This window comes from Chryseobacterium sp. MP_3.2, from assembly GCF_035984805.1.
GTDB lineage: Bacteria > Bacteroidota > Bacteroidia > Flavobacteriales > Weeksellaceae > Kaistella.
Window position 1 is genome coordinate 152,102 of the sequence record NZ_JAXCHW010000003.1, and the last position, 26,642, is coordinate 178,743.

Genomic DNA, 26,642 nt, shown 5'->3' on the forward strand with positions numbered 1-26,642 from the left:
GAAAATTCGGTAAAATTTTCGGTGTTTTTGTACTAATATTAAGGAGTGAGACATGAATGAATTGTCCTGAAAATAGATTGGCAAAAAAACTTTAATCCATCATATTCGATTATTATTTCCCCAAAAACTCCCATTTGAAGGGATAATATATAATGAAAGAATAGTGATTAAAAAAAAACTTCTACTTTTGCACAAAATATAGAGGATGGCCAAAAATTTAGTAATCGTAGAATCACCCGCAAAAGCAAAAACCATTCAGAAATATCTGGGGAAGGATTTCGAAGTGAAATCCAGCTTTGGGCATATCCGTGATTTGCCGAAAAAAGGAATGGGTATTAACCTCGAAAATTTTACACCCGATTACGAAGTTTCGGTAGATAAAAAGAAAATCGTAGCAGATTTAAAAGCCTCTGTTAAAAAAGCAGATATCGTGTGGCTGGCTTCGGATGAGGATCGTGAAGGTGAAGCAATCGCATGGCATCTGGCGGAAGAATTAAAGCTAAAAGAAGAAAATACGCGCCGCATCGTTTTCCATGAGATCACCAAGAATGCGATTTTAAAAGCTATTGATAATCCACGACAAATTGATCAAAACTTAGTCAATGCGCAGCAAGCAAGAAGAATCTTAGACCGAATTGTTGGTTTTGAAATGTCTCCAGTTTTGTGGAAAAAAATTAAAACCGGTCTTTCTGCAGGTCGGGTACAATCGGTTGCTGTTCGTTTGGTAGTGGAGCGAGAATTAGAGATTCGCGCTTTTCAATCCAAGTCTGCCTTTCGGGTAGAAGGAACTTTTCTTACCGATAATAACCAAGAGATTTCTGCGAGAATCAAAAAAGATTTTGAAAAAGAAAGTCAAGCTGAAGAATTTTTAACGCAAGTTAAAGCTACAGATTTCAAAGTTTTAAATGTAGAAACGAAACCTGGAACCAGAACTGCTTCTGCACCGTTTACCACCTCAACTCTTCAGCAAGAAGCTAGTAATAGATTAGGATACGGCGTTACGGCGACCATGCGTGTTGCCCAAAGATTATATGAAGAAGGTTTCATCACTTATATGAGAACGGATTCTGTGAATCTCTCTCAGGAAGCCATTAACGGAGCAAAAGCGCAAGTTTTAGCAGAGTATGGCGAATCATATTCTAACCCAAGAAATTATACCACAAAATCTGCATCTGCGCAAGAGGCTCACGAAGCGATACGTCCTACAGACTTTACACTGAAAAGTGTTCCCGATGTACAATTGAATAAATTATACCAGCTGATTTATAAGAGGTCTTTGGCGTCTCAAATGTCCAACGCAAAAATAGAAAAAACAGTTATTGAAATCGGTAATCCCAAATTACCGCAACAATTTGAGGCCAATGGAGAAGTTATTATTTTCGACGGTTTTTTGAAAGTTTACGGAATCACAAAAGCGGAGGATGATGATAGCGACAACAATGAAAAATTATTGCCGAAAGTAAATATTGGTGATGGTTTGGAATACAAAAAAGTGGAAGCCACGGAGAAATTTACTCGGCCAGCTGCAAGATATACGGAAGCGGGACTGGTAAAAAAATTAGAAGAACTTGGTATTGGTCGTCCTTCTACTTACGCGCCAACCATTCAGACTATTCAAAATAGAGAATACGTAGATAAACGGGAGATTCTTCCACAACAACGTGAAATCATGAAGATGATTTTGGATAAAAAAGAATTAAAAAAAGAAATACTCTCCGAGAACTTTGGGGGAGATAAAAATAAATTTGTTCCTACAGATATTGGCGAAGTAGTGAATGAATTCCTTACCAATAATTTTGCAGAAATTCTGGATTATGGATTTACGGCAAAAGTAGAGCAGGATTTTGATGATATTGCCAATGGGGAAGAGAAATGGAAAGAAATGTTGCAAGGTTTCTACAAAGATTTTCACCCGAGAATTGCCAGTGTAGAAGAAAATGCAGAACGTGCAAACGGAGAACGTGCCTTAGGAACGGACCCAAAAACAGGAAAACCAGTACTTGTTAGAATCGGACGATTCGGACCGATGGTTCAGATTGGGGAACAAGATGATGAAGAGAAACCTGTTTTTGCCAGTTTAATGGCTAGCCAAAATATTGCAACCATCACTTTGGAAGATGCTTTGGAACTCTTTAAACTTCCTTTTGAGTTAAATGAAGTTGATGGGCAAACCGTCACCGTGGGCGTTGGTCGATTTGGACCGTATGTAAAATGGGGAGAAGCCTATGTAAGTATTCCACGCGGAGAAGATCCACTTTCTATCACGCAGGAACGCGCGGAAGAAATCATCAAGGAGAAAAAAATTGCGGATGCACCCATCGCAAGTTTCAAAGGTGAATCTGTGACGAAAGGAACAGGTAGATTTGGTCCTTTCATCAAGTATAAATCTATTTTCATTAATGTTCCGAAGCGCTATGATTTTGAAAATTTAAGTCAAAATGACATCAATGAATTGATTGAAGCAAAGTTGGAAAAGGAAGCCAACCGGTACATCCAGCAGTGGGAAGAGGAGAAAATTTCCATTGAAAATGCAAGGTGGGGCCCAATTGTGAAATTCGGAAAAAACATCTTCAAAATTCCTAAAACAAAAGACGACGAAAAATATACTGCAGAAGATTTAGCAGAAGTTTCTCTAGATGAAGTAAAGAAATGGATCACTGCACAAGATAAAAATGCTTTTAAAGTGAAGGCAAAAAAAGCACCCGCCAAGAAAGTAGCAGTTAAGAAAGTACCCGCGAAGAAAGCGGTGGTCAAAAAAGTGCCAGCTAAAAAGACGGCCCTAAAAAAAGCCAATCCACCTGCAGAATAATATTCTGAGAATTCTAAATACAACCTGCTTATTATCAAATAAGCAGGTTTTTTTATTGTTTATTGCTGATAATCAAATTATAACAAGAATTACTTATTCCGCGAACTTTATTCTCTAGTTATAAATATTTAGCGGACAATCAACAATTTTTAAATTTTATATGATTTTTAAAAATATAGTTATATTTTTATGCTTTTGATTAAAATTTAATTCTATATTTGCCAACACACAAATGAATTGATCGCTTAATAGGGTGATGTAAAAAAATTATCAACACAAAAAGATGGAAAAAAATAGTACAATTAATAATTTGTTACCTTTTTTTACCTATGATAAAAATTCATTTACTTGCATGTTGCTTATTGGCAACTATGCTGCACGCGCAAACGGTGAATTACGCAAAAGCACCGAACAGTTACATCTACGATTTAAATTTGGCTCAAGAGCAAAATTACGGAGGTTTAGAAATCCCTGTAAAAAAGGCCTACGAAATGTGGTCAACGTATGAGTATTTAAAAACCAACGGATCCGCTACTCCAATTCCGAGCGGCGTTCAATCTGCCTCTCTCTACTGGGAAGATTTACCCGGTTTAGTAGATAAGGTAGAAATTATTTCCGGCGGTTCACCAGATAATTCTAATATTAAAGTTGCAATAAACAAAGGTTTAGGAAAAGGAAATGCAGTGGTGGCTTTTAAAGTGGATGGTAACATTTACTGGAGTTGGCATATTTGGGTAACAGATAATCCCGAAGATGGTGTTTCTTATGCGCAAGGAACAGAAACTGACATTGATGGAAATTTGATTGATGTGAAATACATGGACAGAAATCTGGGTGCCACAAGCAATAATTTTTTAGGTAATCAATGGCAAAAATCTGGCGGGCTTTTATATGAATGGGGCCGCAAAGATCCCTTTCCATCTTTAGTTCACAAGGATTCTTTTTTCTACTCGATTACAGGAGAAGTTGGTAACTTAAAGCATCCACAGGTTGATCCAGTCAATACAATTCCGGTGCAAGTACGTCCCTTTAATGAAATTGAAAAGAACATAAAATATTCTGTAGCCAATCCAATCACTTACATCACCAATACAGATTCTGGCGGCAACTGGTTTTCTAGCAGCCGATATAGAATTCCAGGGGCAAGTCCAGCCTATTTTACTTGGGATTTATGGTCAGATAATGCTAAAGGTGGAAACAGCAATGGAAACAGTTCCAGCACGGTTTTGAAAAATGAAAGCCGCTCTTATGAATTAAAATCAGAGTTAGATCCCTGTCCAAATGGATGGAGAATTCCTTCATATTATGGTAGAGAAACCCAGAATAACAACTTATCTATTTTTGGTAAGAAATGGGACTGGGGAAATGATGACAACATTGTGGCGAACAGACAACTGTTCCCAACTTCAATTAATCCTAATTTAAATGGTGTAAAAGTTTATCCTGGATTGGGAATGGACTTTACCGAAGCTTTGGGTGGCGGTAGAAATCTTGGGATTATTCCTGCGTCTGGAGCTTATGTTGCCTATCCAAACTCTGCGGCACCTACGGCGCCGGTTGGCGTAAAGTTCCAAGATAATTTTGCCTCAGCAACATTGTGGAGCGCAACTTTCGGGTTTGATGGTGGACGAGCATTTAACATGGTCACTGATCCATTAAGAAACAATACTTCAGTAGGTTTGCACGCAGTTTACAATAATCAAACGCAACCCACCAGAACAGGTAACGCCGTGCGATGCATGAAAGATCCTAATCTTTGGAAAATAGGAAATTTCACTACCAATTATTATGCAACCACAGAAACTAACTTTACTGATGGTTTAGATAATCCTAATTCGTATATTGTCTTAGAGAATAGAGAAATTACAATTCCAGTAAATAAAGCGTTCTCTGTTTACAATCAATTGCTGACTGATCACAAAACCATCAGTGGAAAAGAGATGAAGGCAAAAATCATGTGGACTACAGATGTCCAATTAATTGATGAATTATGGGTAAATCAGCATGAGAGTGTCGCAAGTTCTTCTACCATCACCGTAAAAGTAAATCCGGGAAGATATGGAAATGCGGTAATCTCTCTACATCAAGGTAATGTAGATAATCCAGTTCTTTGGAGTTGGCATATTTGGGTTCCACAAGATGACCCAACCTTAAACCAAACCACCTATATTACGGAGAATACGCTGCCTGTTACCTATAACTTTATTAATCCAACTGCGAGCAAAGTTCCCGCTTTGAAAACGGTTTTCATGGATAGAAATCTTGGAGCAGAAAGCGCTGTGCTTAATTCGGGTTATGAGCATGGTCTTTATTACCAATGGGGAAGAAAAGATCCAATCCCGTCATTTTCTTTGCCTCATTATGAATTAATTTATACCGAAACAGAACTTACCGTTATTTTTAATCCGACAGAATTAGGTAAAACAGATTTTAATTTTGATAGTATTGACCCGAAAATTTACCAGTATACCTACTCAGATTCTTACCAAGAGTATGGCTCCACAGATCCATCTCCGCATAAAAGAGTTCGAGATAACATCAAGTATTCTGTAAATAATCCGATGAGATTTATGTATCAAAGTGGACTCGGGAATTCTTTTGATGGTGGAAATCATTATTCAAATGATTTAAGCCAAGTGCGAGATTGGGTTTCTGATGAAAGAGCACAGGCCGATAACAGATGGGGACACGGTGATAAAAAATCGCCATTTGACCCTTGTCCGGAAGGTTGGCGCGTACCAGACGTTTCTTTCACACATCTTTATACAGGATCAAAAGGAACCTCTCCTTTCTATAATGGCTACCAAAATGATGCTTACGGTAACCCCGGAGTTATCCAGGATCAATGGCATAGTATCTCTACATTTTATAATGGAACCGTAGAAGGAAATCTTGGATGGAAATTTGAAAGTCCTAATTATAATTTGGGAACTTTTGCGAAAGATGGTATCATCGGGGAGCTGGGTGAATTTAAAAGAGAATTTGGACGAACGGGACTTTGGACCGCATCACTTGCTGATTTAAATACTGGATTTGGTCTCGGATTATTATTCGAAGGAAACAGAATGCAAACCGCAACAGGTGTTTATCCGCAAGCAGGAATGGGTGTAAGATGCGCAAAAGATGAAAACAGATTATTGGCAACACCGATGGGAAAAAATCCGAAAAAAATCGAAATTGAAGAAAAATTGGTGAGTCAGGCAGTAGAAAAAAACGCGCAAGGAATTTATCCTAATCCCTTTAATAATGAATTTTTTATACAAAACGCGAATGCTGAGTCTTTTGAACTTTATGAAATGAGTGGTAAATTACTCATGAAGGGGAGAATTACAAACGGCAGAGTAGATGCAGCCAATTTGCTTCCTGGAATTTATCTGGTAAAAATTACCATGAAAGATGGTTCTGTCTTCACGAAAAAACTCCTAAAACAATAAACAATAACCCTATTTTAACCAAAGCACAAATTAATTTTTGTGCTTTTTTTTATTACTTTTGTTTCAATCTGGACCAAATAACATTTTAAGCCATTTTATGAATATTGAAGATCTTCTTTTTCCGCCAAAACACATTAAATCAGAAAAATGGCAATTGGGAAACACCTTTGTTTCAGACATTCCAGAAAATGGAATTGCATTGATTTTTTGCTCAGATTACAGAGGTTTAAATAATGGTTTGGCAGAGCCGCAAGATTTTAATCTCATTCGAAAACAACTGTATCAACTTTCCAAATTAGATTTCGAAACGCCCATTTGTGATCTTGGTGATTTAATCTCCGGAAAATCGCATGCGGATACGCATTTCATCGTGCAAGAAATTCTCTCCCTTTGCCACTATAAAAAAACGATACCAATCCTAATTGGTGGGAGTAATGACTTGGCATTTTCCCTGTTTTCTGCGCTAAACTTCCATGAGAATGATTTGAGTTATACGCAGATTTCCAATATCATTTCTCTTTCTAATGAAAGCAAAGAAATTAATGAAACCAACTTTTTATCTAAAATTTTAAGCTCCAAAACATTCTCGCTAAAAAATTACCATCATTTAGGGTATCAAAAACATTTGAACGCTGTAGATTCTGTGAACTTGATGAAAGAAGTTGAATTTGACATCAGACGCTTGGCTGAAATGATGAATTCCACGGAAAGAACAGAACCTTTTTTCCGTAGAGCAGATTTGGTTACCGTAAATTGTGATGCGGTAGAAAGTTTAGGAGATGGATTCTCCGTAAATCCGCAAGTTAATGGTCTAAACAGACGAGAGATTTGCGCCTACATGAAAGAAATTGGGCTGAGTGAAAATCTGAAATCTGTAGGAATTTTCAATTTTAATGTCCAATCCGCAGAATTTTTAAACCATCAACTTTTGGCGCAAATGATTTGGCATTTGGTAGAGGGAATTAATATCCAGAAATCTCATCCAGTTGAAAGACAGTTTGAAAAATATTGGGTGATGATTGAGGACGATAGTTATGCATTTCAGAGAGATACTTTTTCTGGATTGTGGTATTTTGGAGAAGAAGAAGAGGTTAAAAAATTGCTTCCATGTTCTAGATTAGAGTATGAAGCAGCAAAAAAAGGTCATCTGGACCCAAGACTCCTAAGAAAGTAAAAAATCTTTCGGCAGTTCAATAGATTTTAATTCCTATTTTTACGCTACTAAAAACACCTATGAACAGAATTTTATCCCAATTTTTCAGTTCTCCGTACGTTCTTATTTTAATAACTGTCTTAATCAAAATTCCGATGTTTTTTACGAAAAACATTCAGGAAGATTCTTTTATTACTTGGCGGGTTGCCGGGAATTTATTGGATTATGGAGTAATTGGTTTTAATGGTGAAGAAAAAATTTCTGCTTCTACTACCCATTTGTACGTGTTCATTACCGCATTTTTCCGACTCATTTTTGAGGGATATTTTATTTATCCCTTGCTTACTTTCAGTGCTATACTTTTTGGGATAGGTTCTTGGTGGTTATCTAAAATTCTTTTCCCCATAGATTTCTATAAGCGAGGTTTTTTCGTGCTGCTTCTGAATATGGTTCCGCCCGCGCTCACGGCTTCTGTTTTGGGTATGGAATATGGAATTTTGTTTTTTCTCTATAACGGACTTCTTTATTTCGGGCTTTTTCGGCAAAAGAAATGGGCTTTCCTGATTTTTCCCATTCTTTTAATATGGACTAGGATTGATGCGGTTATATTTTTAGGCGTCATCTTTTGGGCAGATTTCATTTTGAAGAAAAAGCTGAATTACATCTATATTTTGGGTGGAATAATGGGCTTAATGACGGTAGTTGGCTTTAACTATTTGTATTTCGGGGAATGGGTTAATCATACCATTACAGCAAAAAAAATTGCTTACAAAAATCTAATTCAGAATGATAGTCTGGAATATTTCCTTTATCAATGGGCATATTATGGTGGATTGATCAAAAAATATTCGCTCTTTACTTTTGTTCTATTTTTAATATTCTTAGCGTTTTTACTTTTTGCAGCAAAGCGAATTTGGCAAGAAAAGACCTTAATCTCTCGAAAAAGTAAAATCATATTACTCGCCGTCTTCGTTTTTGCACTATTAAAAATTACGGTTTTTGCTTATTTCAAAGCCTATTTCGATTGGTATTATTGGTTACCGAGAGTTTTCCTTTTTGCAGTTGTACTTTATTTCGTTCTCAATTTTATTCCCTGGAAAAGAAAAATTTTGTATCCCCTGATATTTCTTTCCATTTCTGGAACATACGTTTTTCAGTGGATTCAATCTTACACGATCGGTTATATGGAAGAACGACAAAGAATGCAAATTGCCGCAGATATTAATACAGATCAAGTTGGTCTTAAGCAATCCATTTTGCTGGAACCCGCAGGAATTATTCCTTTCTACACCAATCTTTACACGTATGATGAGGTAGGTTTGGTCAATAAAAGAATCAATCAAGAGATGCTGAAAGATGAAAAGTTTTGGTGGATCAATTCCTTAAAAAAATATCAGCCAGATTATATTTTGACCATCGCAGAAAAACCTGGATTAAAGGCGCGATTTTATATAACTTCTGCAGAAGAGGAAAGAATTTTTAATTCAGACTATACTTTGATGAAGTCTTATCCAATTTCAAAAATCCATAATCAGGCGCCTTTGCTTTTAAAATGGATTTATGAGTTGCGGCCCATTGGAAAGGATTATTTTCTCTACAAAATTTCAAAACCATCCACATGATTAAAGTTTCTGTGATTGTTCCGGTTTATAATGTAGAAAAATATTTAAAAAAATGTTTGGATTCTTTGGTGTCTCAAACGCTGAAAGACATAGAAATTATTGTCGTGAATGATGGTAGTACTGATAATTCTCAATTTCTTATTGAAGATTTCTCAAAGAAATTTCCTTTTAAAATTAAAGCTTTTACTAAAGAAAATGGCGGTTTAAGTGACGCCAGAAATCTTGGTTTAAATCACGCTACAGGAGCATACATAGGATTTGTGGACAGTGATGATTGGGTAGAAAAAGAAATGTTTGCGGAAATGTTTGCGCTTGCAGAAAAGCATGAGGCAGAAATGGTTATTTGCAATCTCCAAAAAGTGAATGAAAAGGGGTACATCATTCAAAAACTGACTCAAATTCCAAATCTCCCCGAGAAAATAACGCTTCAAGACCACTTTTCAGTTTTTTCTGATCTCAGTTATTTTGCCTGTAATAAGCTATTTCATCGAAGTTTATTTGAGGAAATACGATTTAAAAAAGGAATTCACTTTGAAGACATTCAGCTTATTCCGCAACTACTTTTAAGATGTAAGGTGATTGCTCAAACTCAAAATTACCATTATCAATATTTAGAGAGAAAAGATTCCATCAGCAAAACGCACACGTCGAAAGGTTTGGATATTTTAAAAGCGGTCGAAGATGTTGGACTTGCTTTTTCTCAATCTCAATATGCTGCGCAGAAAGAAGGATTGAAAAATTTTCAGATTTTAGAAGGAGTCTACACCTACTTGGCTTATTTGGCTTTTGTGAAAGATGAAAAAACTTTTTTGGAGATGGGTGAAGCGCTGGATTTATTTCGAAAAGAGCAAGGAATTTCACTTTTAGAAATTTTAAAGTATAAACGGTTTGGAAAAAATTATCTGTTATCTTTACCACCAAAGAAAAAAATCTATTACCTGCTCTACTTTTTTAATCAGAAAAAGATTCTACGAAAACTTGTCTAAAACACAGTCTTATTGATGCCAATTCTACACCCTATTTTTATCACTATTTTTCTATTTCTTGCGGCCGCAAGTTATTGGGAGGTTTTTGTGTTAAAGAAGAAGCAAAGTATATTTGTGTGGGTTACGGCTATCTTAATCATTATTGCCATTGGCTTTCGGATTAATGTGGGTGCAGATTACCCGGTTTACAAAATGCTTTTTTCTGGTTTCGCAATTTATACTACTTACGGAGATGTTCTAGATAAAGCACTTTTTCGACCCAATAGTGAGGAAATTGAGTGGATCTTCGTGCTGATCAATAAATTAGTTTTTGATTTTGGTTTTCCTTTTTACATCGTCACCTTTGTGATGGCCGTGATTACGGTATCATTGAAGTTTAGTGCCATCTATAAAAATGTAGCTTTTCCTACCTTCGCTTTACTCTTTTATTTTATGCCGATTATGTTTTTCGAAGATTCTGGACAAATGCGTCAGGGTTTGGGAATTGCAGTCTGTGTTGCTTCTTTTAAATTTATTAAAGACCGAAATTTGCCCATGTTTTTGCTCTGCATGTACATAGCACTGGGCTTTCATAAAACGGCTATTGTCTTTCTTCCGGCTTACTGGATTGTAAAAATACCCATGAATAGTTCCAGAATTTTTTGGGTTTTGGTTGTTGCGCTTTTAAGTTCACCTTTTGAATTGTATCGTTTGGGTGGAAGTTTCTTTAGCACTTTGGCGCCAGAAGAAGTTTCTGGTGCATACCTCGGATACATGGACGATAAATATTACGGGACTCAAGTTGAAACTGGATTAAATGATATCGTAAAAATACTGTTCATCTTTGTTCTGGTAAAATATGATCGGCAAGGTTGTAAAAATGTTTGGTGGTATGAATATATGCGTAATTTGGCGGTATTTGGTCTGGCTTTATTCTACTTTTTCCGTTCCAATGAAATTTTTGCAGTGCGGCTTCCGGGAGCGTATATGTTTTTTTTAACCATGTTTTGCCTGTCCAATTTGGTTTACGCCACGAAGGGTAGAACGCGTCAATTTTTATATTTTAGCTTTCTGGCCTATTTCGTCGCGATGTTTTTCTACTTTGGTCAAGGAAATGGAGACAAAGGTCAATTTACTACAGACCGATATGATAATGCACTTTGGTAACCGCTTATGGATATAATTAAAGAATTGTTGGTGGATTGGGGACTTTCCTTTTTTTATCTGAAGTTAATTCTTGGGGTCATTTTCTCATTTGGTCTCACATTTTACTCTATCCCCACAATTGTCAAGATTTCTCGGCGAAAAAACTTGATGGATGAACCCGGTGCGAGAAGTTCTCACCTTCGGAAAATTCCAAACTTAGGTGGAATTGCCATTTTTTATTCCCTTTCTGTGTGCGCTTCTATTTTTGCGTTTGAATTATTTGACGTTTACAAATTTCTTTTCGCCTCTCTCATCATCCTTCTGTACATCGGTGTGATGGATGATATTGTGGTGATGCGTGCTTACAAAAAATTGTTTGTTCAGATTATTGTAACCTTGTTGATGGTAGTGGGTTCAGATGTAAGAATACGCAGTTTCTTTGGGCTTTTTGCCATTTATGAGCTTAATTATTTCGTGAGTGTTTTGGTGAGTATGTTCACTTTTATTGTCTTAATTAATGCCTTTAACCTCATTGATGGAATTGATGGTTTGGCTGGATCTTACTCCTTGATTAGCAGTGCTTTATTTGGCATTAGTTATTTTCGTTTAGGCGAATATAATTATCCACTAGTTGTTTTATCCGGCGTAATCATCGGATCTGTGGTAGGATTTCTCTACTACAATTTAAGCAATTACAGAACGAATAAAGTTTTTATGGGGGACACAGGATCGATGATTTTGGGATTTTTACTTGCTTTTACGGCCATTAATTTCATCGATATTTTCATTGATAAGCAAAATCCCCAAATTCCGCGCTATTATCTTCAGGCTGCACCTGCCATCGCCATCGCTATTTTAATTTTGCCGATTGTAGATACGCTGAATGTTTTTTGCGTTCGGATGTTCACGGGGAAATCACCTTTTACAGCAGATAAAAATCATATTCACCACTCCCTTTTGGATTTGGGATTAACACATAGGCGGTCTACATTTTATATAATTGTGTACTATCTCTTCATTGTTTTAGTGGCATATTATTATAGACATCTCAATGTAAATGTGCTGCTTTCAATCGTTTTAGTACTTGGTTTTTTTGGGGCTTATTTGCCGAAACTAATTTTAAAATACAGAAAGAATCCTAATTAATTATTTGTTATTTTTGCACCTTATATTTATCTGATGAAACTAAATAAATTCCTTCTTTTTCTCCTCTTTTCCTTGTTCTTGCAATCCTGTATTTCTACCAAAGATGTTCGCTATATGCAACCTAGTGAAACTTTAGTGATTAATGAGGAAGGATTAATTCCTTACAACATTCCGGAATATAGAGTGACAAAAAATGATATTTTAAATTTGAATATTGTAACCACACCTAAAGGAGATGCAGCCCAATTTTATAGTAAATTAAATGCAAATGAAATTGCGGAAACTTCTGCAACTACTGCCGTGGGCGGTAATTCTAATTTTTATTTTAATGGTTTAAAGGTAAATAGCAAAGGCGAAGTGCAAATCATGGGCATTGGTTTTGTAAAAGCTGAAGGAAGAACAATAGAAGAAATTTCTGCAGAAATTCAAGAACGTGTGAATGAAAATTTTCTGGATGGTAAATCAGAAGTTCGCTTAAACACCGATGGAATTACCTATTATATACTAGGAGATATAGAAACCATAGAAATAAGTGGCGAAAAAAAAGCGCATAAAAACACTTTAACGCTTACAGAAGCTTTGGCAATCAATGGCGGTTTAAACAGAACAGTAGACCGTACTAATGTGGTGATTCACCGTAAATTACCAGAAGGGATTAAGGTCGCGAGAGTAGATCTTACGAGAGAAGACATTATGAATTCACCTTATTATTGGGTCCAAAATGGAGATGAAATTCTGCTCAATACCCGCGCGAAAAACTTAAACGGTCTGGGTAAGGATCCTATCCAAACACTTACTACAGGAATATCCGTTTTTACTACTGCCATTTCAATTTTCTTAATCCTAACAAGACTCTAATATGATTCCAGGTAAAGAATTGAAAAATCAAACAGGCGATGATATTTCCGAAAAATTTGGAACATTTGCTTTTTTTGACATTGAGCATTTCATCAGAAAACTCCTCCGAAACTGGTACTGGTTTGTATTGATGGCGGTTTTGGGGTATGGAATCTCCTGGTTTTACAGCAAGTATTACGCACAGCGCGTTTATGCCTCTAACTTATCATTAAGCATTTCTAATAATACCGCAAGTTATTTTACCCCCAATCAATCCATTAATTTTATTTGGGGACAAACGGGGAATCAAGACGGAATGTACCTGAAAAAGATGTTGCTTTCTCGTTCCCACAATGAATATTTAGTGAAACAGCTGGATCTTTTTGCGAATTATTCTACCAAAGGTTTGATCAAGCAGACTTACTTGGATAAATATGATTCGCCGGTTTTTTTAGAAATTGACCCCTCTCATTTGCAGCAGGTTGATTATCCGATAACCTTGCTTCCAAAAGGAGGAAATCGCTTTGAAGTGGTGCTTCCAAATGAAGGACAATCTACATCCCTTTACTCTTATAATACGGAGGGTTTTCAAAATATTTCTGCCTATAAGCGTCCGGCGAATAAAGTTATTTCCATTAATGAATGGTATGTTTCCCCTAACCTCAAATTCAAACTGACCAAAAATCCTGTTCCAGGAAATATTATTTTTGAAAATATCATCTTGAATCTTTCTACGGTAAACAATACCGTGAATAGTTTGGTTTCTAGCATTGGGGTAGATTTTGATAAGGAGATCAACACGATTATGGTGATTTCCAAATCGGGATACAACCTAAACGGAACCGTCAACTTTCTAAATATTTCTGTAGATGAACTTCAGAAAAAAAGGTTAATTGATAGAAATACGGTTGATAAGAACACACAAGACTATTTAGTAGAAAACATCCAGAAAATAAGGTTGAAATTAGATTCCAGTGCAGCCGTTCTTAACCGAATGAAAATTACGGAAGGGCTTTTTGATATTAAAGACCGAGACGAGAAAGCCTTGAAAACCATAAAAGATTTAGAAGCCAGAAAAGCAGATATTATCACAAAGGTTAATTCTTTGAATAATATCAGAAACACTTTGTCTTCTCAGAATTTAGACCGAATGATCAGTACCAATGCTGCCGGAATTGAGGATGGAATGTTTACCGCAACAATTTCTGAATTAAAGTCGCTCTATGCAAAGCGCAGAGAATTAGCCTCGATTTATACGCCGAACTCTGAACCGATGAGGGAAATTAACCGACTCATTAGTGAAGCGCGTGGAAGCTCCTCAGGTTCACTTAATACGTATTACAACACGTATCGTACTCAACTGTCTAAGATAGATTATGAAATTGCAAGTGAAAACGGAGGTTTGATTCAATATCCTGAAAAGCAACGACGTTATCTGGATGCAGAACGAGGTTATAACATGATTGAGGCGACCTATAACAGCTTACTCACCAAGCAAAATGAAACGCAAATTAGAGTTGCCACCAATAAATCAGACATCACTGTAATTGATCCCGCAAAAAATTTAGGTCAGGGTCCAATTGCGCCCAATATAAAACAGACTAAGTTTACAATCATTGCTGGTTTATTGCTTCTACCGTTGCTATTTTTAGGATTGTCAGAAGTTTTAGATAGTAGAATTAGAAACATTAAGGAATTACTGCAGGTGACCAGAATTCCGCTTTTAGGAGTCATTGGAAAAAATACACATGATAATAATCTGACGGTTTTGGAGCAGCCAAGATCTTCAATTTCCGAAGCGTTTCGCGGGATTAGAGCCAATCTGCGGTTCCTGCATAAGGAAGATCAAAAATCGAAAGTCATTCTCTTAACCTCCTCTGTAGGTGGTGAAGGAAAAACATACATCTCCATTAATTTATCTTCTGTTCTGGGCTTAAGCGGTAAAAAAACCATCTTATTAGGAATGGATTTACGCAAGCCGAAAATTTTTGGTGATTTTAATATTGATAATAAATATGGAATTTCTAATTATCTGACTGGGGAGGTGACTATGGACCAAATTATTAATAAAACCTCCATCCCTAATTTGCACGTTGCTACGTCTGGACCAATTCCGCCAAATCCTTCAGAGCTTTTAATGAGTGATCGGAATATAGAATTTATCGAGAAATTAAAGGAGCATTATGATTTTATCGTCATCGATTCTCCACCGGTGGGTTTGGTAGCAGATCCGTTTGAATTAATGAAACATGCAGATGCAAGTATTTATGTAGTAAGACATGAATATACAGAAAAGTACATGCTGAAGATGATTACGGAAAAATACCACAGACAAGAAATTAAGAATCTGGGCTTGATTTATAACGATTTTCAGGTAAAACAAGGTTATGGATATGGTTACGGCTATGGATATGGCTACGGTTACGGTTATTTTGACGAGGATAAAAATTACAAAGAGCCCACCTTAATCAGGATTAGAAATAAATTCAGACAGATCTTTAATAAAAACTAGATTTAAAACCCTTTGCAGAGAGGGTTTTATTTTTCAAAAATCATAAAAAGAATTTATTATCGTTTTTAATACTAAAAATTATGCTTTATTGAGGGTATTTAACTATAAATTAAGAATTTCCTTAAAGTAAAATTGTTTTATATTTGCAAAATTATTTATGAAAACTTACTCGCAGCCATACATGCAAAAGAAGTATATTCTCGCTTTTCTCAGCCTCATCTTTATCTCTGTATTCTACAAAGGACAGCGGCATGAAGTCGGGGTTCAGTTAGGCATGAGTAATTTGGTCGGGGATATTGGCCGTACCAATTACATATTGCAAAAACCTATCAATAATATTTCTGATTACGGTATTCCCTTTTATGGCGGAATTTTGTACCGTATGAATTTTAACCCTTATCAAACAGTACGATTTAATTTTGGAGTAAGTACAATTCAGTTTATTGATGCCTTAGCGAAAGAGACGTATCGAAGAAACAGACAACTGTCAGGAACCAACACCATTTTAGAAGCTGATTTAATATTCGAGTATAATTTTTTTCCGGTTAATGATGAGCAAAAGAGTTTGCTCAGCCCCTATATTTTTGGTGGAATTGGCGGTTTGTATGCCAATGTAACGCAGGTGAGCATTGAGAATGACTTTAGAAGAGATGCAGGTGGAGTTGCACAAACGCCGGTGAATGAGGACGATTTTGTGACCACACAAACCTACAATGCGGGAAAAAAAATTACCATGGCCATTCCTTTTGGAGTCGGCTTGAAGTATAAGTTTAATTACAATTGGGCACTTTTTGGCGAGTTTATGTTCCGTCCAACATTCTCGGACTCTATAGATTATAGTATGATTGATGAGAAAGACGCGAAGTTGACCTATAATAAAGATATCCTTTCGGGTACTTCCACCAAATCACTTTTGCAAGAAGAATCCTATGTGAAAGTAGCAGAACAGAGAGCCGCAGATTTTCTGCAAAACCGCCAAATAGGAAATATCAATTCCAAAGACTGGGTAAATTCAGTAACCTTGGGACTCAGTTACTCCTTCGGAAGACCACCTTGTTATTGTGAAAATTAATATGGAATCCTTTAAAGATAAAATAGATTTAGAGCACCTGCCGAAACATGTTGCCATCATTATGGATGGGAATGGAAGGTGGGCGAAATGCCGTGGCGAAGAAAGGACTTTCGGGCACAAAAGTGCGATCACCGCTGTAAGAGAAGCAATTAATGCTTGTAATGAGATCCATATTCCATATCTCACGCTCTACACATTTTCCTCGGAAAACTGGAATAGACCCAATGATGAGGTTGATACATTAATGGGATTAATATCTGAGACTTTACTTTTAGAGGCCGAACAAATATTTACCAAAGGTTTGCGCATGCACGTCATTGGTGATATCGAGAGGTTGCCGACATTGGTCCAGGATCAGTTAAATAATTTAATTGATATTACAAAAGACAATACACGCGGTAATTTAGTTTTAGCTTTAAGTTATGGCTCCCAAAATGAAATTTTGAATGCGGTAAAAAAAATCAGCACCAAAGTAAAAAATGGAGACTTAAAAGAAGAAGATATTACAGAAGAAGTTTTTGAGGATCATCTTTATACCAGAAACTTACCACCTGTTGATTTACTCATCAGAACCAGTGGAGAAGTAAGGATCAGCAATTTCCTTTTGTGGCAAATTGCCTATGCAGAATTGCAGTTTTTAGATGTATTATGGCCAGATTTCGGAAAGGAAAATTTATACGAGTGTATTTATAATTTCCAGAATAAAGAAAGAAGATTTGGCAAAACCAGTGAACAACTGGAAAAAAATTAGTTAAAAAAGAAAAGTTAGCAAGAGAAAAAATGAAGTTTAAATTCTTACCCATCATCATGTTTGTGGCTTCGGCACACTTCTATGGTCAGATTACCCCCGAGCAAAACAATCAGGATTCTAATCCAGTATATGCTCAAAACGAAGCAGGATCTTATATCCTAAAAGATATTGTTGTAGATGGCGTAAAAAAGTACACTCCGGCGCAGATTCTTAGATTTACAGGGCTTAACAAAAACGAAAGTGTTGAGATTCCAGGACAAAAAATAAGCAACGCTATTAAAAAGCTTTGGGAAACAGAGTCTTTTTCTGAAGTAGAAGTTTATATCGAAAGCATTGAAGGAGATCAAATTGTCCTCAGATTTAATCTTCAGGATTTAAAAGAGTTAGGTGAAGTTACTTTCACCGGAAAAGGCATCGGAAAATCCAAAAGTGAGAAATTAGCAAAAGACAATAAGTTGAAACCGGGAACTAAAATTACCCAGAATCTTATTTCTACTCTGAAAACCAATATTCCTAAGGAGTATATTAAAAAAGGTTTTGCAGATGCAAGTGTCACTATTCAGGATAAAGTAAATGCAAAAGATCCTAATTTAGTAGACTGGACCATTGATGTTCAAAAAGGCAAAAAGATTAAAATCAGCCATATAGAATTTGAAGGAAATGATAATGTTACGGATTCTAAATTGCGTAAAAAAGCCTTCAAAGAAACGAAGCAGAAAAGCTTCAGCATCAAAGGAATTTTAAAGACTTCTAAATTTATCGAAGATAAATATGAAGAAGATAAAGTAAGCTTGATTAATTATTACCGGTCCTTAGGTTTCCGTGATGCTAAAATTGTGAATGATTCTGTTTGGAGAAATCCACAAAATCAGTACGAAATTAATGTGAAGTTGAGTGAAGGTAAACAATATTACATTGGTGATGTTAAATTTTTAGGAAACACGGCTTTTACCACAGATTATCTTCAGAAAGTCTTAGGATATAAATCTGGTGATATTTATGATGCGGTAGGTTTTAATAAAAAAGTAGGAGAAGATGGTGGAAAGGAAGATGATTCCGACATCAAATCAATCTACATGAATAATGGATATTTATTTTCTAATGTTACCCCAATTGAGCAGTCTGTAGTAGGTGATTCTATCAACTTAGAAATCAGGATTAATGAAGGCGAAAAAGCGACTTGGAATCGTGTTACTTGGAGTGGAAATACTACAACTCATGATCACGTAGTCCTTAGATCACTTCGTACAAAACCCGGAAGTTTATTCGCGAAAAGTGATATCAAAAGAACTTATTTTGATTTAGCGGGAATGCAGTTTTTTGATCCTCAACAAGTTGGTCAAAGCATTGTTCCAAATCCACAAGATAATACGGTAGATGTTCACTGGACCTTGGTAGAAAAAGGTTCCTCTCAGGTTCAGCTTCAGGCGGGATATGGCGGTGGATCTTTCATCGGAACTTTGGGTTTAACTTTCAATAACTTCTCCCTGAGAAACTTTTTGAAATTTAAAGATTTCAAACCAGTTCCTCAAGGTGATGGACAAACACTTTCAATCCAAGCTCAGGCAGGCCAATTCTTCCAGAATTATGGAATCTCCTTTACAGAGCCTTGGTTATTCGGTACTAAACCGACTGCACTTTCTGTAAGTGTAAACCAATCTTTAGTAAGATATAGAGATGAATTCGGACTTCAGCAAAAACTAAATATTTTCTCTGCAAGTGCAGGATTGAATAGATTATTAAGATGGCCAGATGATTATTTCTCGTTATACACTGGGATCCAATATCAGAGTTATGACTTTGAAAATTATCCATTCCAATTTGGGAATACTACAGAATACAACGGATCTGCAAAAAACTTTAGTTTCAATTTGGGATTAAGTAGAAATTCTGCAGGATTGGATCCAATTTTTCCAACTCAAGGTTCTAATTTAGAAGCGACCGTAAAATTTACACCGCCATATTCCTTATTTCAAGATAAAGATTATTCTACTTTAGCACAGGTTGAAAAGTATAAATTGCTAGAATTTTATAAAGTAAAATTAAAAGCCGATATTTATAACACTGTTGTTGGTAAAATGGTATTAAGAACTTCTGGAGAAATGGGATTCTTAGACGGATACAACCGTCAATTAGGAGCGCCACCATTTGAGAGATTTTATGTGGGTGGAACTGGACTTTTCGGCGGTAGGTATGATGGACGTGAATTAGTTCCATTGCGAGGATATGAAAATGCATCTTCTACAGGTGGATTATTAGATGACGTTACGCCATTTGGTGGAGCTACAATCTACAATCGATTTGCATTAGAATTGAGATATCCAATTTCCATGAACCAAACTGCAAAAATTTATGCGCTTACTTTTTTAGAAGGAGGTAATGCGTGGAATTCTTTCGGAACTTATAATCCTTTCCAATTAAAGCGTTCTGCTGGAGTTGGTCTTAGAGTGTACATGGGTGCATTTGGATTGATCGGATTTGACTTCGCATATGGATTTGATGCAACATCAATGAGTAACGAGCCTGCGGGTTGGAAAACTCACTTCTTAATGAATCAGAATCTCTAATTATTAAAAGAATGAAAAACTTTAAATTATTATCTTTGTTTTTGCTTTTAACTTCCAGCCTTTTTTCTGCTCAAAAGATAGGAGTGGTTGATACGGATTATATTTTAAGCAAAATGCCACAGTATAAGGATGCTGAAAATCGTTTGAATACCCAGATTACCAATTGGCAAATGGAAATTCAAACCTTGCAATCGGATTTGGACAAGAAAAAAACACTTTTAGAAAATGAAAGAGTACTTCTTATCGGCGATCAGTTAAAGCAGCGAGAAAAGGAGGTTGACGACCTGGATAAAAAAGTAAAAGGCATGGTGAATAACCGATTTGGAACTTTGGGCGAAATTAACAACGCCAGATCAAATCTCACCAAACCTTTTCAAGATCAAATTTGGAATGCCATCAAGACGGTATCAGAGAAAAATTCTTTAGGCATCATTCTTGATAAAAGCAATAACATTAGCGTAATTTTCCTTGAGAAAAGGTATGATTATACAGATAAAGTGTTAGATTTACTGCTGAAAAATTCAGCTCCAAAAAAAGGAGAATCAGTGAATTCTAATACCTCTTCTAAACAAAATTCTCGTGGTGCAGCATCTCGGAATATGGTCAAAGAAAGAAGTGGCGACACTAAATAAAATCAGATCAATAGTAATTAAATTTTAGTAATCAATAAAATAATTTAGAACCAATTATGAAAAAGTTAAGTGTAATATTTGCAGCGGTAATGATGTTTGCAACGGTAGGAGTAGCAAGCGCGCAAAAAATGGCATCTATGGATTATGAAGTAGTTTTAGCTGCAATGCCAGAAACGAAAAAAATGACTGCAGATTTAGATACGTTCAGTAAAACCAAAGGTGATGAATTGAACAAACAAGCGGAAGCATTCCAAAAAGAAGTTCAAGCATACCAAGCTGAAGGTGCAAAAATGACAGAAGCCCAAAGAACAGTAAAAGAAGGAGAATTGCAGAAGAAACAACAAAATTTGCAAGCACTTCAGCAAACTGCTCAAAATGATTTGGCACAAAGAAGAGATGCAGCGGTTAAACCAATCATTGACAAGTTAAACAATGCAGTAAGCAAAGTTGCTAAAGCAAACGGTTTTGATTTCGTAATCGACTCTCCCGCGTTAATCTACAAAGCAGGTCCAGATGCGACTCCATTAGTAAGAAAAGAATTAGGTCTTTAAGAAATATATTCTGAAACCAAAGCCATCCCGTTTATTCAGGATGGTTTTTTTAATTTTGTACTATGCAAAAAGAATTATCATCAGTTGTAAGAGTTCGGTTCAGTGATTGTGATCCTATAGGACATTTAAACAATGTAAAATATTTAGAATACATGTTGAACGCGCGGGAAGATCACGTGGAGAACGGTTATGGTTTTACCTATGAAGAGTATACGCGCAAAACAGGGTGCACTTGGATTACCGTTCAAAATGAAATTGCCTATTTAAAAGAAGTTCGATACAATGCGAAGGTTCTGATAAGCAGTAAAACAATTGATTTGGGAGATCGCCTTTCCAAGGTAGAAATCTTAATGAAGAGCGAAGACGGACAAACCATTCACAGTGTTTTGTGGTTAACGGTTATTTATTTCAATATGAAAACCCGAAAATCAGATTCACAACCAGAAGACACCAAAAATCTTTTCCGAAAATTTTTGGTTGATATAGAAGAATCAGATTTTTCCAGTAGAGTTTCTTCTCTTCGTAAACAAAATAAAGCGGCAGCAAAATCATGAAAAAAATATTAATAGTAGGTGCAAATGGACAATTAGGTAACTGCTTTCAAAAAATTGCACCAGATTTTTCAAGTGATTTCGAATTTAATTTTACGGATTCGGAAACACTTGATATTACGAATGAAGATGCAGTTGCAGACTTCTTTGCAGATTTCAAACCTGATTTCTGTATCAATGCTTCGGCCTATACAGCCGTAGATTTGGCGGAGAAGGAAGAAGAAAAAGCATATGCAGTAAATGCAAAAGGAGTGGAAAATTTGGCGGTGGCTTGTAATGAAAATAATACCACTTTTATCCATATCTCTACGGATTATGTTTTTGATGGCGATACCAACATTTCTTACTCCGAAGACGATTTTACGAATCCTCAAAGTGTCTATGGAGCTTCCAAGAGAAAAGGTGAAGAACTGGCTTTAGAAGCTCATCCTAAAACCATTATTTTGCGTACTTCTTGGTTGTATTCTGAGTTCAATAAAAACTTTGTAAAAACCATGTTGAATTTATTCAGTTCCAAAGATGAGTTGGGAATTGTGGCCGATCAATTTGGGCAACCTACCAATGCCAATGATTTAGCGGAAGCCGTGATGAAGATTTTAGAAACTGAACATAAAACTTTTGGGATCTTTCATTTCTCTAATTATCCAGAAACCAGTTGGTTTCACTTTGCTGAAAAAATTGCGGAATTTTCTACTTCAACAATTAAATTGAATGCCATCACCACAGAACAGTTTCCAACCCCTGCGAAAAGACCCATTCGCAGCACGATGTCTTTGGACAAAATAGAAAAAGAGTACCATATTGACCTTAAACACTGGGAGAATTCGTTGGAAGAATGTATAGAAATTTTAAAAGAATCATGAAAAAATATATGATCACGCTCGTTATTTTCCTCGGCCAATTTTTTTTCGCGCAAAATGTTGTGCTTAACAAAGTGGTGAAAATCAACGAAAACACAGATAAAATTTTCTATAAAATTGACACTGCTGCTACGAAAGCAGAATATTTGGGAGAAGTAGAAGTGCAAGGGTTTTCTGATGATGATGCAAAGGTTTTCGGGATGATTTATAAGAAAGCAAAGGAAATTGGCGCTAATGCTTTTTCTTACAAACCTTTGGAAACCATCACGGGAGATATTGCTGAATTTGATCCTATGAATTACCGTCTCAACTTATATTATACCACCGCTGAAAATATTCCAGCAGAAAAGAATTTCGTTTATTTATTAGCTTCGTCTTATAATGATCAAGCTATAGATATCAATAAAAAGAAAGTCACGTTTGAGCCAAGAACTTACACGAAGTTAGAATTAGTTCCAGGAGAAGAATATACCATTTCTACCCGTAAATTTTTAGGATCCGCAATCAAGCTAACGGCCCAAGAAAATCAGCCCGTGCAATACTTTCAATTTTCTGCATTCTCGGTGAATTCAAATAAAAATGGAATGCCTGGAATCAATTTAAAATCAGGAGACATTACGAAACTAGAACGATCTTACGCGGAATTTATCACGACAGTTTATACTGAGTTTAAGTAGTTTTTTTTAAATCTTTAGATTATTAAAAATTGATAAATTTTTGAATTTATATTTTCCGGGAAAAATTATTTTTAAAATTAATTTCTGAATTTTTAGATTAGATTAGATTTGAAGTAAAGTAGATCAAAATAGTAGATCTTAAATATTGGAACGAGGGCTCGCTTCGCTCGCCCCCAAAACTTAACATCCTTAAAAAACTTCATCTTTTTATACCTTTACACCTATGAAAATAGATATTTTAGCCATTGGCGCGCATCCGGATGATGTAGAATTAGGGTGTGGCGGGACAATCGCGAAGCTCATTTCAGCAGGAAAGTCTGTCTCTATTGTAGATCTTACAGAAGGAGAACTTGGATCACGTGGGACTAATATTACCCGAGCGGCAGAGGCCGCCGAAGCGTGCAAAATTTTGGGTATTACGCATCGAGAAAATTTAAAAATGCGAGACGGATTTCTTTCAAATGCAGAAGAGTACCAACTGCAGATTGTGAAGATGATTCGCAAATACCAACCAGAAATTGTGTTTGCCAATTCTATTGATGATCGCCATCCAGACCATGCAAAAGCAGCGAAGCTAGTTTCCGACGCATGTTTTTTAGCAGGGTTGGTAAAAATTGAAACAAACTTAGACGGTGAAAAGCAGGCAATTTGGCGACCAAAGCAAATTTTCAATTACATTCAATGGAAGCATATTACACCAGACTTTGTATTTGACATTTCCGAATTTATGGAAAAGAAAATTGAAGCGTGCTTAGCGTATAAAACGCAGTTTTATGATCCAACCTCTACTGAACCGATGACGCCAATTGCGACAAAAGATTTCTTAGAAAGTCTCACGTACAGAGCGCAAGATTTGGGGAGACTTTCCGGAGTGGACTATGCGGAAGGCTTCACCACAGAAAAATTATTGGCTTTCAAAAATTTTGACGGGATTGTTTGTTAATTTTAGATAAAATACTATATTTGCACTTCTGAAAACGGTGGTTGTAGTTCAGTTGGTTAGAACGTCGGTTTGTGGTACCGAAGGTCGTGGGTTCGAGACCCATCATCCACCCAAAATAAAACGCATTGATTATCAATGCGTTTTTTCTTTTTACTAAACTGCTGTGGAAAGATTATACAAACAGAAACAAAAAAAGCACTCCATCGAGTGCTTTTGTATTTTATAATTCTTCTTCTGATTCTATGGTATAGGAGCGACCTTTGTAATCTTTATCATGTTTTTCGGAGATTACATCTTCTCCTTTTTGGTTGATTATAAATTCGGTAGATTCTGCAAACATCTCCTCGAAATTTTTAAAATCTTCTTTGTACAAATAGATTTTATGCTTTTCAAAACTCGCAGCTCCATTTTCTCCAAAGTTTTTTTTACTTTCTGTAATGGTAAGGTAATAGTCTCCTGCTTTCGTTTCGCGTACATCAAAGAAATACGTTCTTCTTCCTGCTTTTAGCACTTTGGTGAAAATTTCATTCTCATTGCGCTCTTTGTAATCATTCATTTGTGGATGTTTTTTCAAATCTTATTAAACAAATATAAAAGATTTCTTTCAATATCAAAATATATTTTAACGCATTTTTTAATAAAATTGAATTATTGCTACCGATTCTGCATTTATTCTGCGTTAATTACATCTTCTAATGGGGTCAAATTTAATATTTGATTAGCGCGCTTCGCACTGCTTTCCCGATGAGTAATGATGATAGAGGTACTTTTTTGAATTTCGTTCTCAATATTTTGCAGGATATTTTCTTCAGTCTCAGTGTCTAAAGCGGAGAGTGAATCATCAAAAATCAGAACTTTCGGATTTTTAATCAAGGCACGAGCAATACAGATTCGCTGTTTCTGTCCGCCAGAAAGCATTACTCCGCGTTCCCCAACCATCGTTTTGTATTGTTCCTTAAACTCCACGATATTCTTGTGTACGTCTGCTTTTTTTGCGTATTCTGTAACCATTTTTAAATTCGGTTGATCAATGGCAAAACCGATATTATTTTCAATAGTATCTGAAAAAAGAAAACTTTCCTGCGGAATATAGCCGATAAAATTTCGATATAATTCTAAATTATGTTCTTTCAGATTCATTCCGTCGATGAGGATTACACCTTCTGTGGGATCAATTAATCGGCAGAGAAGAAGGGCAATAGTAGATTTTCCGCTTCCCGTTTTTCCCATAATGGCTAAAGATTTCCCTGCATCTATTTTAAAACTCAATTGGTCCAAGGCTTTGATGCCCGTGTTTGGATAAACGTAAGACACATTTCGGAATTCAATATCACCTTTAATTTCATATTGTTCCTGATTGGTATTGATGATGTCTGTTTTCATCTCCAAAAACTCATTAATTCTAGACATGCTGGCTTCTGCGCGCTGGTTTACAGAGGTTACCCAGCCTACCATGGAGAAAGGGAAAATCAATATATTAATGTAAAGAAAGAAATCCGCAATTTTGCCTACAGTCAACTCGTCATTCATATATTTTTGCCCACCAATAAATAGAATAACAACATTAAGCAAACCGATGACAAATAAGATAATAGTGAAAAAATAAGCCTCCGTTTTTGCCAAATCCAGGGCTTTGTCTTGATAATCTTTTACTTTCGTTCCATAATTTTTCTCGATGTATTTTTCTTTGGCAAAAAATTTCACGACTCTAATTCCAGAAAAACTGTCTTGTACGAAAGTTGAAATAGAAGATTGGCTTTTTTGCATAATCTTCGATTTGCTATTGATAATAGAGCTGACTTTATAGATGACAACGGAGAGAATCGGTAGTGGAACCAAAGACCAAATGGTCATAGAAACATCGGTTCGAAGCATGTAAATACTTGTGATGATTAGAAGAATAACCAAGTTTACCACATACATTACGCCTGGACCCAGATACATTCTAACGGCTACCACATCTTCACTTAAGCGATTCATTAAATCCCCAATGGTCGTTTTTTTAAAGTCCGTTAAAGATAATTCCTGATAATGGCTGTAAATTTTATTCTTCAGTTCGTATTCAATTCTTCTAGATGCTACGATGATTGTTTGCCGCATCATAAACGTGAAAAAACCTGTAAGCAAAGAGGAAACTACAATAATCGAAACGTAATATAAAACCTGCTTATTAAATCCTAAGCTCGTTGTATTCGCAATTTCATCTACAGATTTACCGACAAACTGTACTTTGTAAATGCTGAAAAAGTTACTCGCAATGATGAAGAGAAAACCCCACGTTAAGAGTTTGCGGTGTTTCCAAAAAGCGGGATTTAAAGTTTTCAGTGCGTTCATAAAATAGCATGGAGCAAGAAATATTTGCCGCTGCAAAAATAAGGAATTGAAAATAGATTCTGCGTATTTATGAGCGGAGA

20 protein-coding genes and 1 tRNA gene are annotated in these 26,642 nt (G+C 36.0%); 19 read left to right on the plus strand and 2 right to left on the minus strand.

Going from position 1 to position 26,642, the window contains the following annotated elements; translation table 11 throughout:
• Window positions 1-205 precede the first annotated feature (205 nt).
• The 19 genes from topA to RCH13_RS06570 all read left to right on the plus strand — a co-directional run bounded on the left by topA (window position 206) and on the right by RCH13_RS06570 (window position 24,339).
• Window positions 206-2,809, plus strand: a complete 2,604-nt coding sequence (gene topA / locus RCH13_RS06480) for a type I DNA topoisomerase (RefSeq protein WP_326986421.1) — start codon at window positions 206-208, stop codon at window positions 2,807-2,809.
• A gap of 371 nt (window positions 2,810-3,180) precedes the next feature.
• Window positions 3,181-6,243 (plus strand): T9SS type A sorting domain-containing protein, encoded by a 3,063-nt coding sequence (locus tag RCH13_RS06485; protein WP_326986422.1) that lies wholly within the window; start codon window positions 3,181-3,183, stop codon window positions 6,241-6,243.
• A gap of 97 nt (window positions 6,244-6,340) precedes the next feature.
• Window positions 6,341-7,417, plus strand: coding sequence for a formimidoylglutamase (locus RCH13_RS06490; protein ID WP_326986423.1), 1,077 nt, complete (start codon window positions 6,341-6,343; stop codon window positions 7,415-7,417).
• A 59-nt stretch (window positions 7,418-7,476) separates the two neighbouring features.
• A complete protein-coding gene (locus RCH13_RS06495) occupies window positions 7,477-9,018 on the plus strand; it encodes a hypothetical protein (protein ID WP_326986424.1) in 1,542 nt (513 codons plus the stop codon).
• Window positions 9,015-10,004, plus strand: a complete 990-nt coding sequence (locus RCH13_RS06500; RefSeq protein WP_326986425.1) for a glycosyltransferase family 2 protein — start codon at window positions 9,015-9,017, stop codon at window positions 10,002-10,004. Before RCH13_RS06495 ends, RCH13_RS06500 begins: the two co-directional genes overlap by 4 nt.
• 15 nt (window positions 10,005-10,019) lie before the next feature.
• Window positions 10,020-11,150 carry an EpsG family protein gene (locus RCH13_RS06505; protein ID WP_326986426.1) on the plus strand — a complete coding sequence of 377 codons (1,131 nt, stop codon included), beginning with the start codon at window positions 10,020-10,022 and terminating at the stop codon, window positions 11,148-11,150.
• A 6-nt stretch (window positions 11,151-11,156) separates the two neighbouring features.
• Entirely contained in the window at window positions 11,157-12,275 is a 1,119-nt protein-coding gene (locus RCH13_RS06510; protein WP_326986427.1) for a glycosyltransferase family 4 protein, read from the plus strand.
• Between the two features lie 33 nt (window positions 12,276-12,308).
• Window positions 12,309-13,133, plus strand: coding sequence for a polysaccharide biosynthesis/export family protein (locus RCH13_RS06515; protein ID WP_326986428.1), 825 nt, complete (start codon window positions 12,309-12,311; stop codon window positions 13,131-13,133).
• A gap of 1 nt (window position 13,134) precedes the next feature.
• Entirely contained in the window at window positions 13,135-15,624 is a 2,490-nt protein-coding gene (locus RCH13_RS06520) for an exopolysaccharide transport family protein (protein WP_326986429.1), read from the plus strand.
• 157 nt (window positions 15,625-15,781) lie between these two features.
• Window positions 15,782-16,696: a type IX secretion system protein PorG gene (gene porG / locus RCH13_RS06525; RefSeq protein ID WP_326986430.1), complete on the plus strand. Its 915-nt coding sequence runs from the start codon at window positions 15,782-15,784 to the stop codon at window positions 16,694-16,696.
• A 1-nt stretch (window position 16,697) separates the two neighbouring features.
• A complete protein-coding gene (uppS, locus tag RCH13_RS06530; RefSeq protein WP_326986431.1) occupies window positions 16,698-17,447 on the plus strand; it encodes a polyprenyl diphosphate synthase in 750 nt (249 codons plus the stop codon).
• Window positions 17,448-17,476: 29 nt separating this feature from the next.
• Window positions 17,477-20,014 carry a BamA/OMP85 family outer membrane protein gene (locus tag RCH13_RS06535; protein WP_326986432.1) on the plus strand — a complete coding sequence of 846 codons (2,538 nt, stop codon included), beginning with the start codon at window positions 17,477-17,479 and terminating at the stop codon, window positions 20,012-20,014.
• Between the two features lie 11 nt (window positions 20,015-20,025).
• Window positions 20,026-20,646 (plus strand): OmpH family outer membrane protein, encoded by a 621-nt coding sequence (locus RCH13_RS06540; RefSeq protein ID WP_326986433.1) that lies wholly within the window; start codon window positions 20,026-20,028, stop codon window positions 20,644-20,646.
• Between the two features lie 56 nt (window positions 20,647-20,702).
• On the plus strand, window positions 20,703-21,197 hold the full coding sequence (locus RCH13_RS06545; protein ID WP_326986434.1) for an OmpH family outer membrane protein: 495 nt from the start codon (window positions 20,703-20,705) through the stop codon (window positions 21,195-21,197).
• 62 nt (window positions 21,198-21,259) lie between these two features.
• Complete coding sequence (locus RCH13_RS06550) at window positions 21,260-21,751, plus strand: acyl-CoA thioesterase (RefSeq protein ID WP_326986435.1); 492 nt, start codon at window positions 21,260-21,262, stop codon at window positions 21,749-21,751.
• Window positions 21,748-22,611: a dTDP-4-dehydrorhamnose reductase gene (gene rfbD, locus RCH13_RS06555; RefSeq protein ID WP_326986436.1), complete on the plus strand. Its 864-nt coding sequence runs from the start codon at window positions 21,748-21,750 to the stop codon at window positions 22,609-22,611. The genes RCH13_RS06550 and rfbD overlap by 4 nt, the downstream gene beginning before the upstream one ends.
• A complete protein-coding gene (locus RCH13_RS06560) occupies window positions 22,608-23,285 on the plus strand; it encodes a hypothetical protein (RefSeq protein WP_326986437.1) in 678 nt (225 codons plus the stop codon). The genes rfbD and RCH13_RS06560 overlap by 4 nt, the downstream gene beginning before the upstream one ends.
• Before the next feature lie 223 nt (window positions 23,286-23,508).
• Window positions 23,509-24,228, plus strand: coding sequence for a bacillithiol biosynthesis deacetylase BshB1 (gene bshB1, locus RCH13_RS06565; protein WP_326986438.1), 720 nt, complete (start codon window positions 23,509-23,511; stop codon window positions 24,226-24,228).
• 37 nt (window positions 24,229-24,265) lie between these two features.
• Window positions 24,266-24,339 (plus strand) — tRNA-His (locus RCH13_RS06570).
• 109 nt (window positions 24,340-24,448) lie between these two features.
• On the opposite strand, the gene RCH13_RS06575 is transcribed toward RCH13_RS06570, so the two are convergent.
• Window positions 24,449-24,784 (minus strand): DUF3276 family protein, encoded by a 336-nt coding sequence (locus RCH13_RS06575; protein WP_326986439.1) that lies wholly within the window; start codon window positions 24,782-24,784, stop codon window positions 24,449-24,451.
• Window positions 24,785-24,897: 113 nt separating this feature from the next.
• On the minus strand, window positions 24,898-26,562 hold the full coding sequence (locus RCH13_RS06580) for an ABC transporter ATP-binding protein (RefSeq protein ID WP_326986440.1): 1,665 nt from the start codon (window positions 26,560-26,562) through the stop codon (window positions 24,898-24,900).
• Window positions 26,563-26,642: the final 80 nt, after the last annotated feature.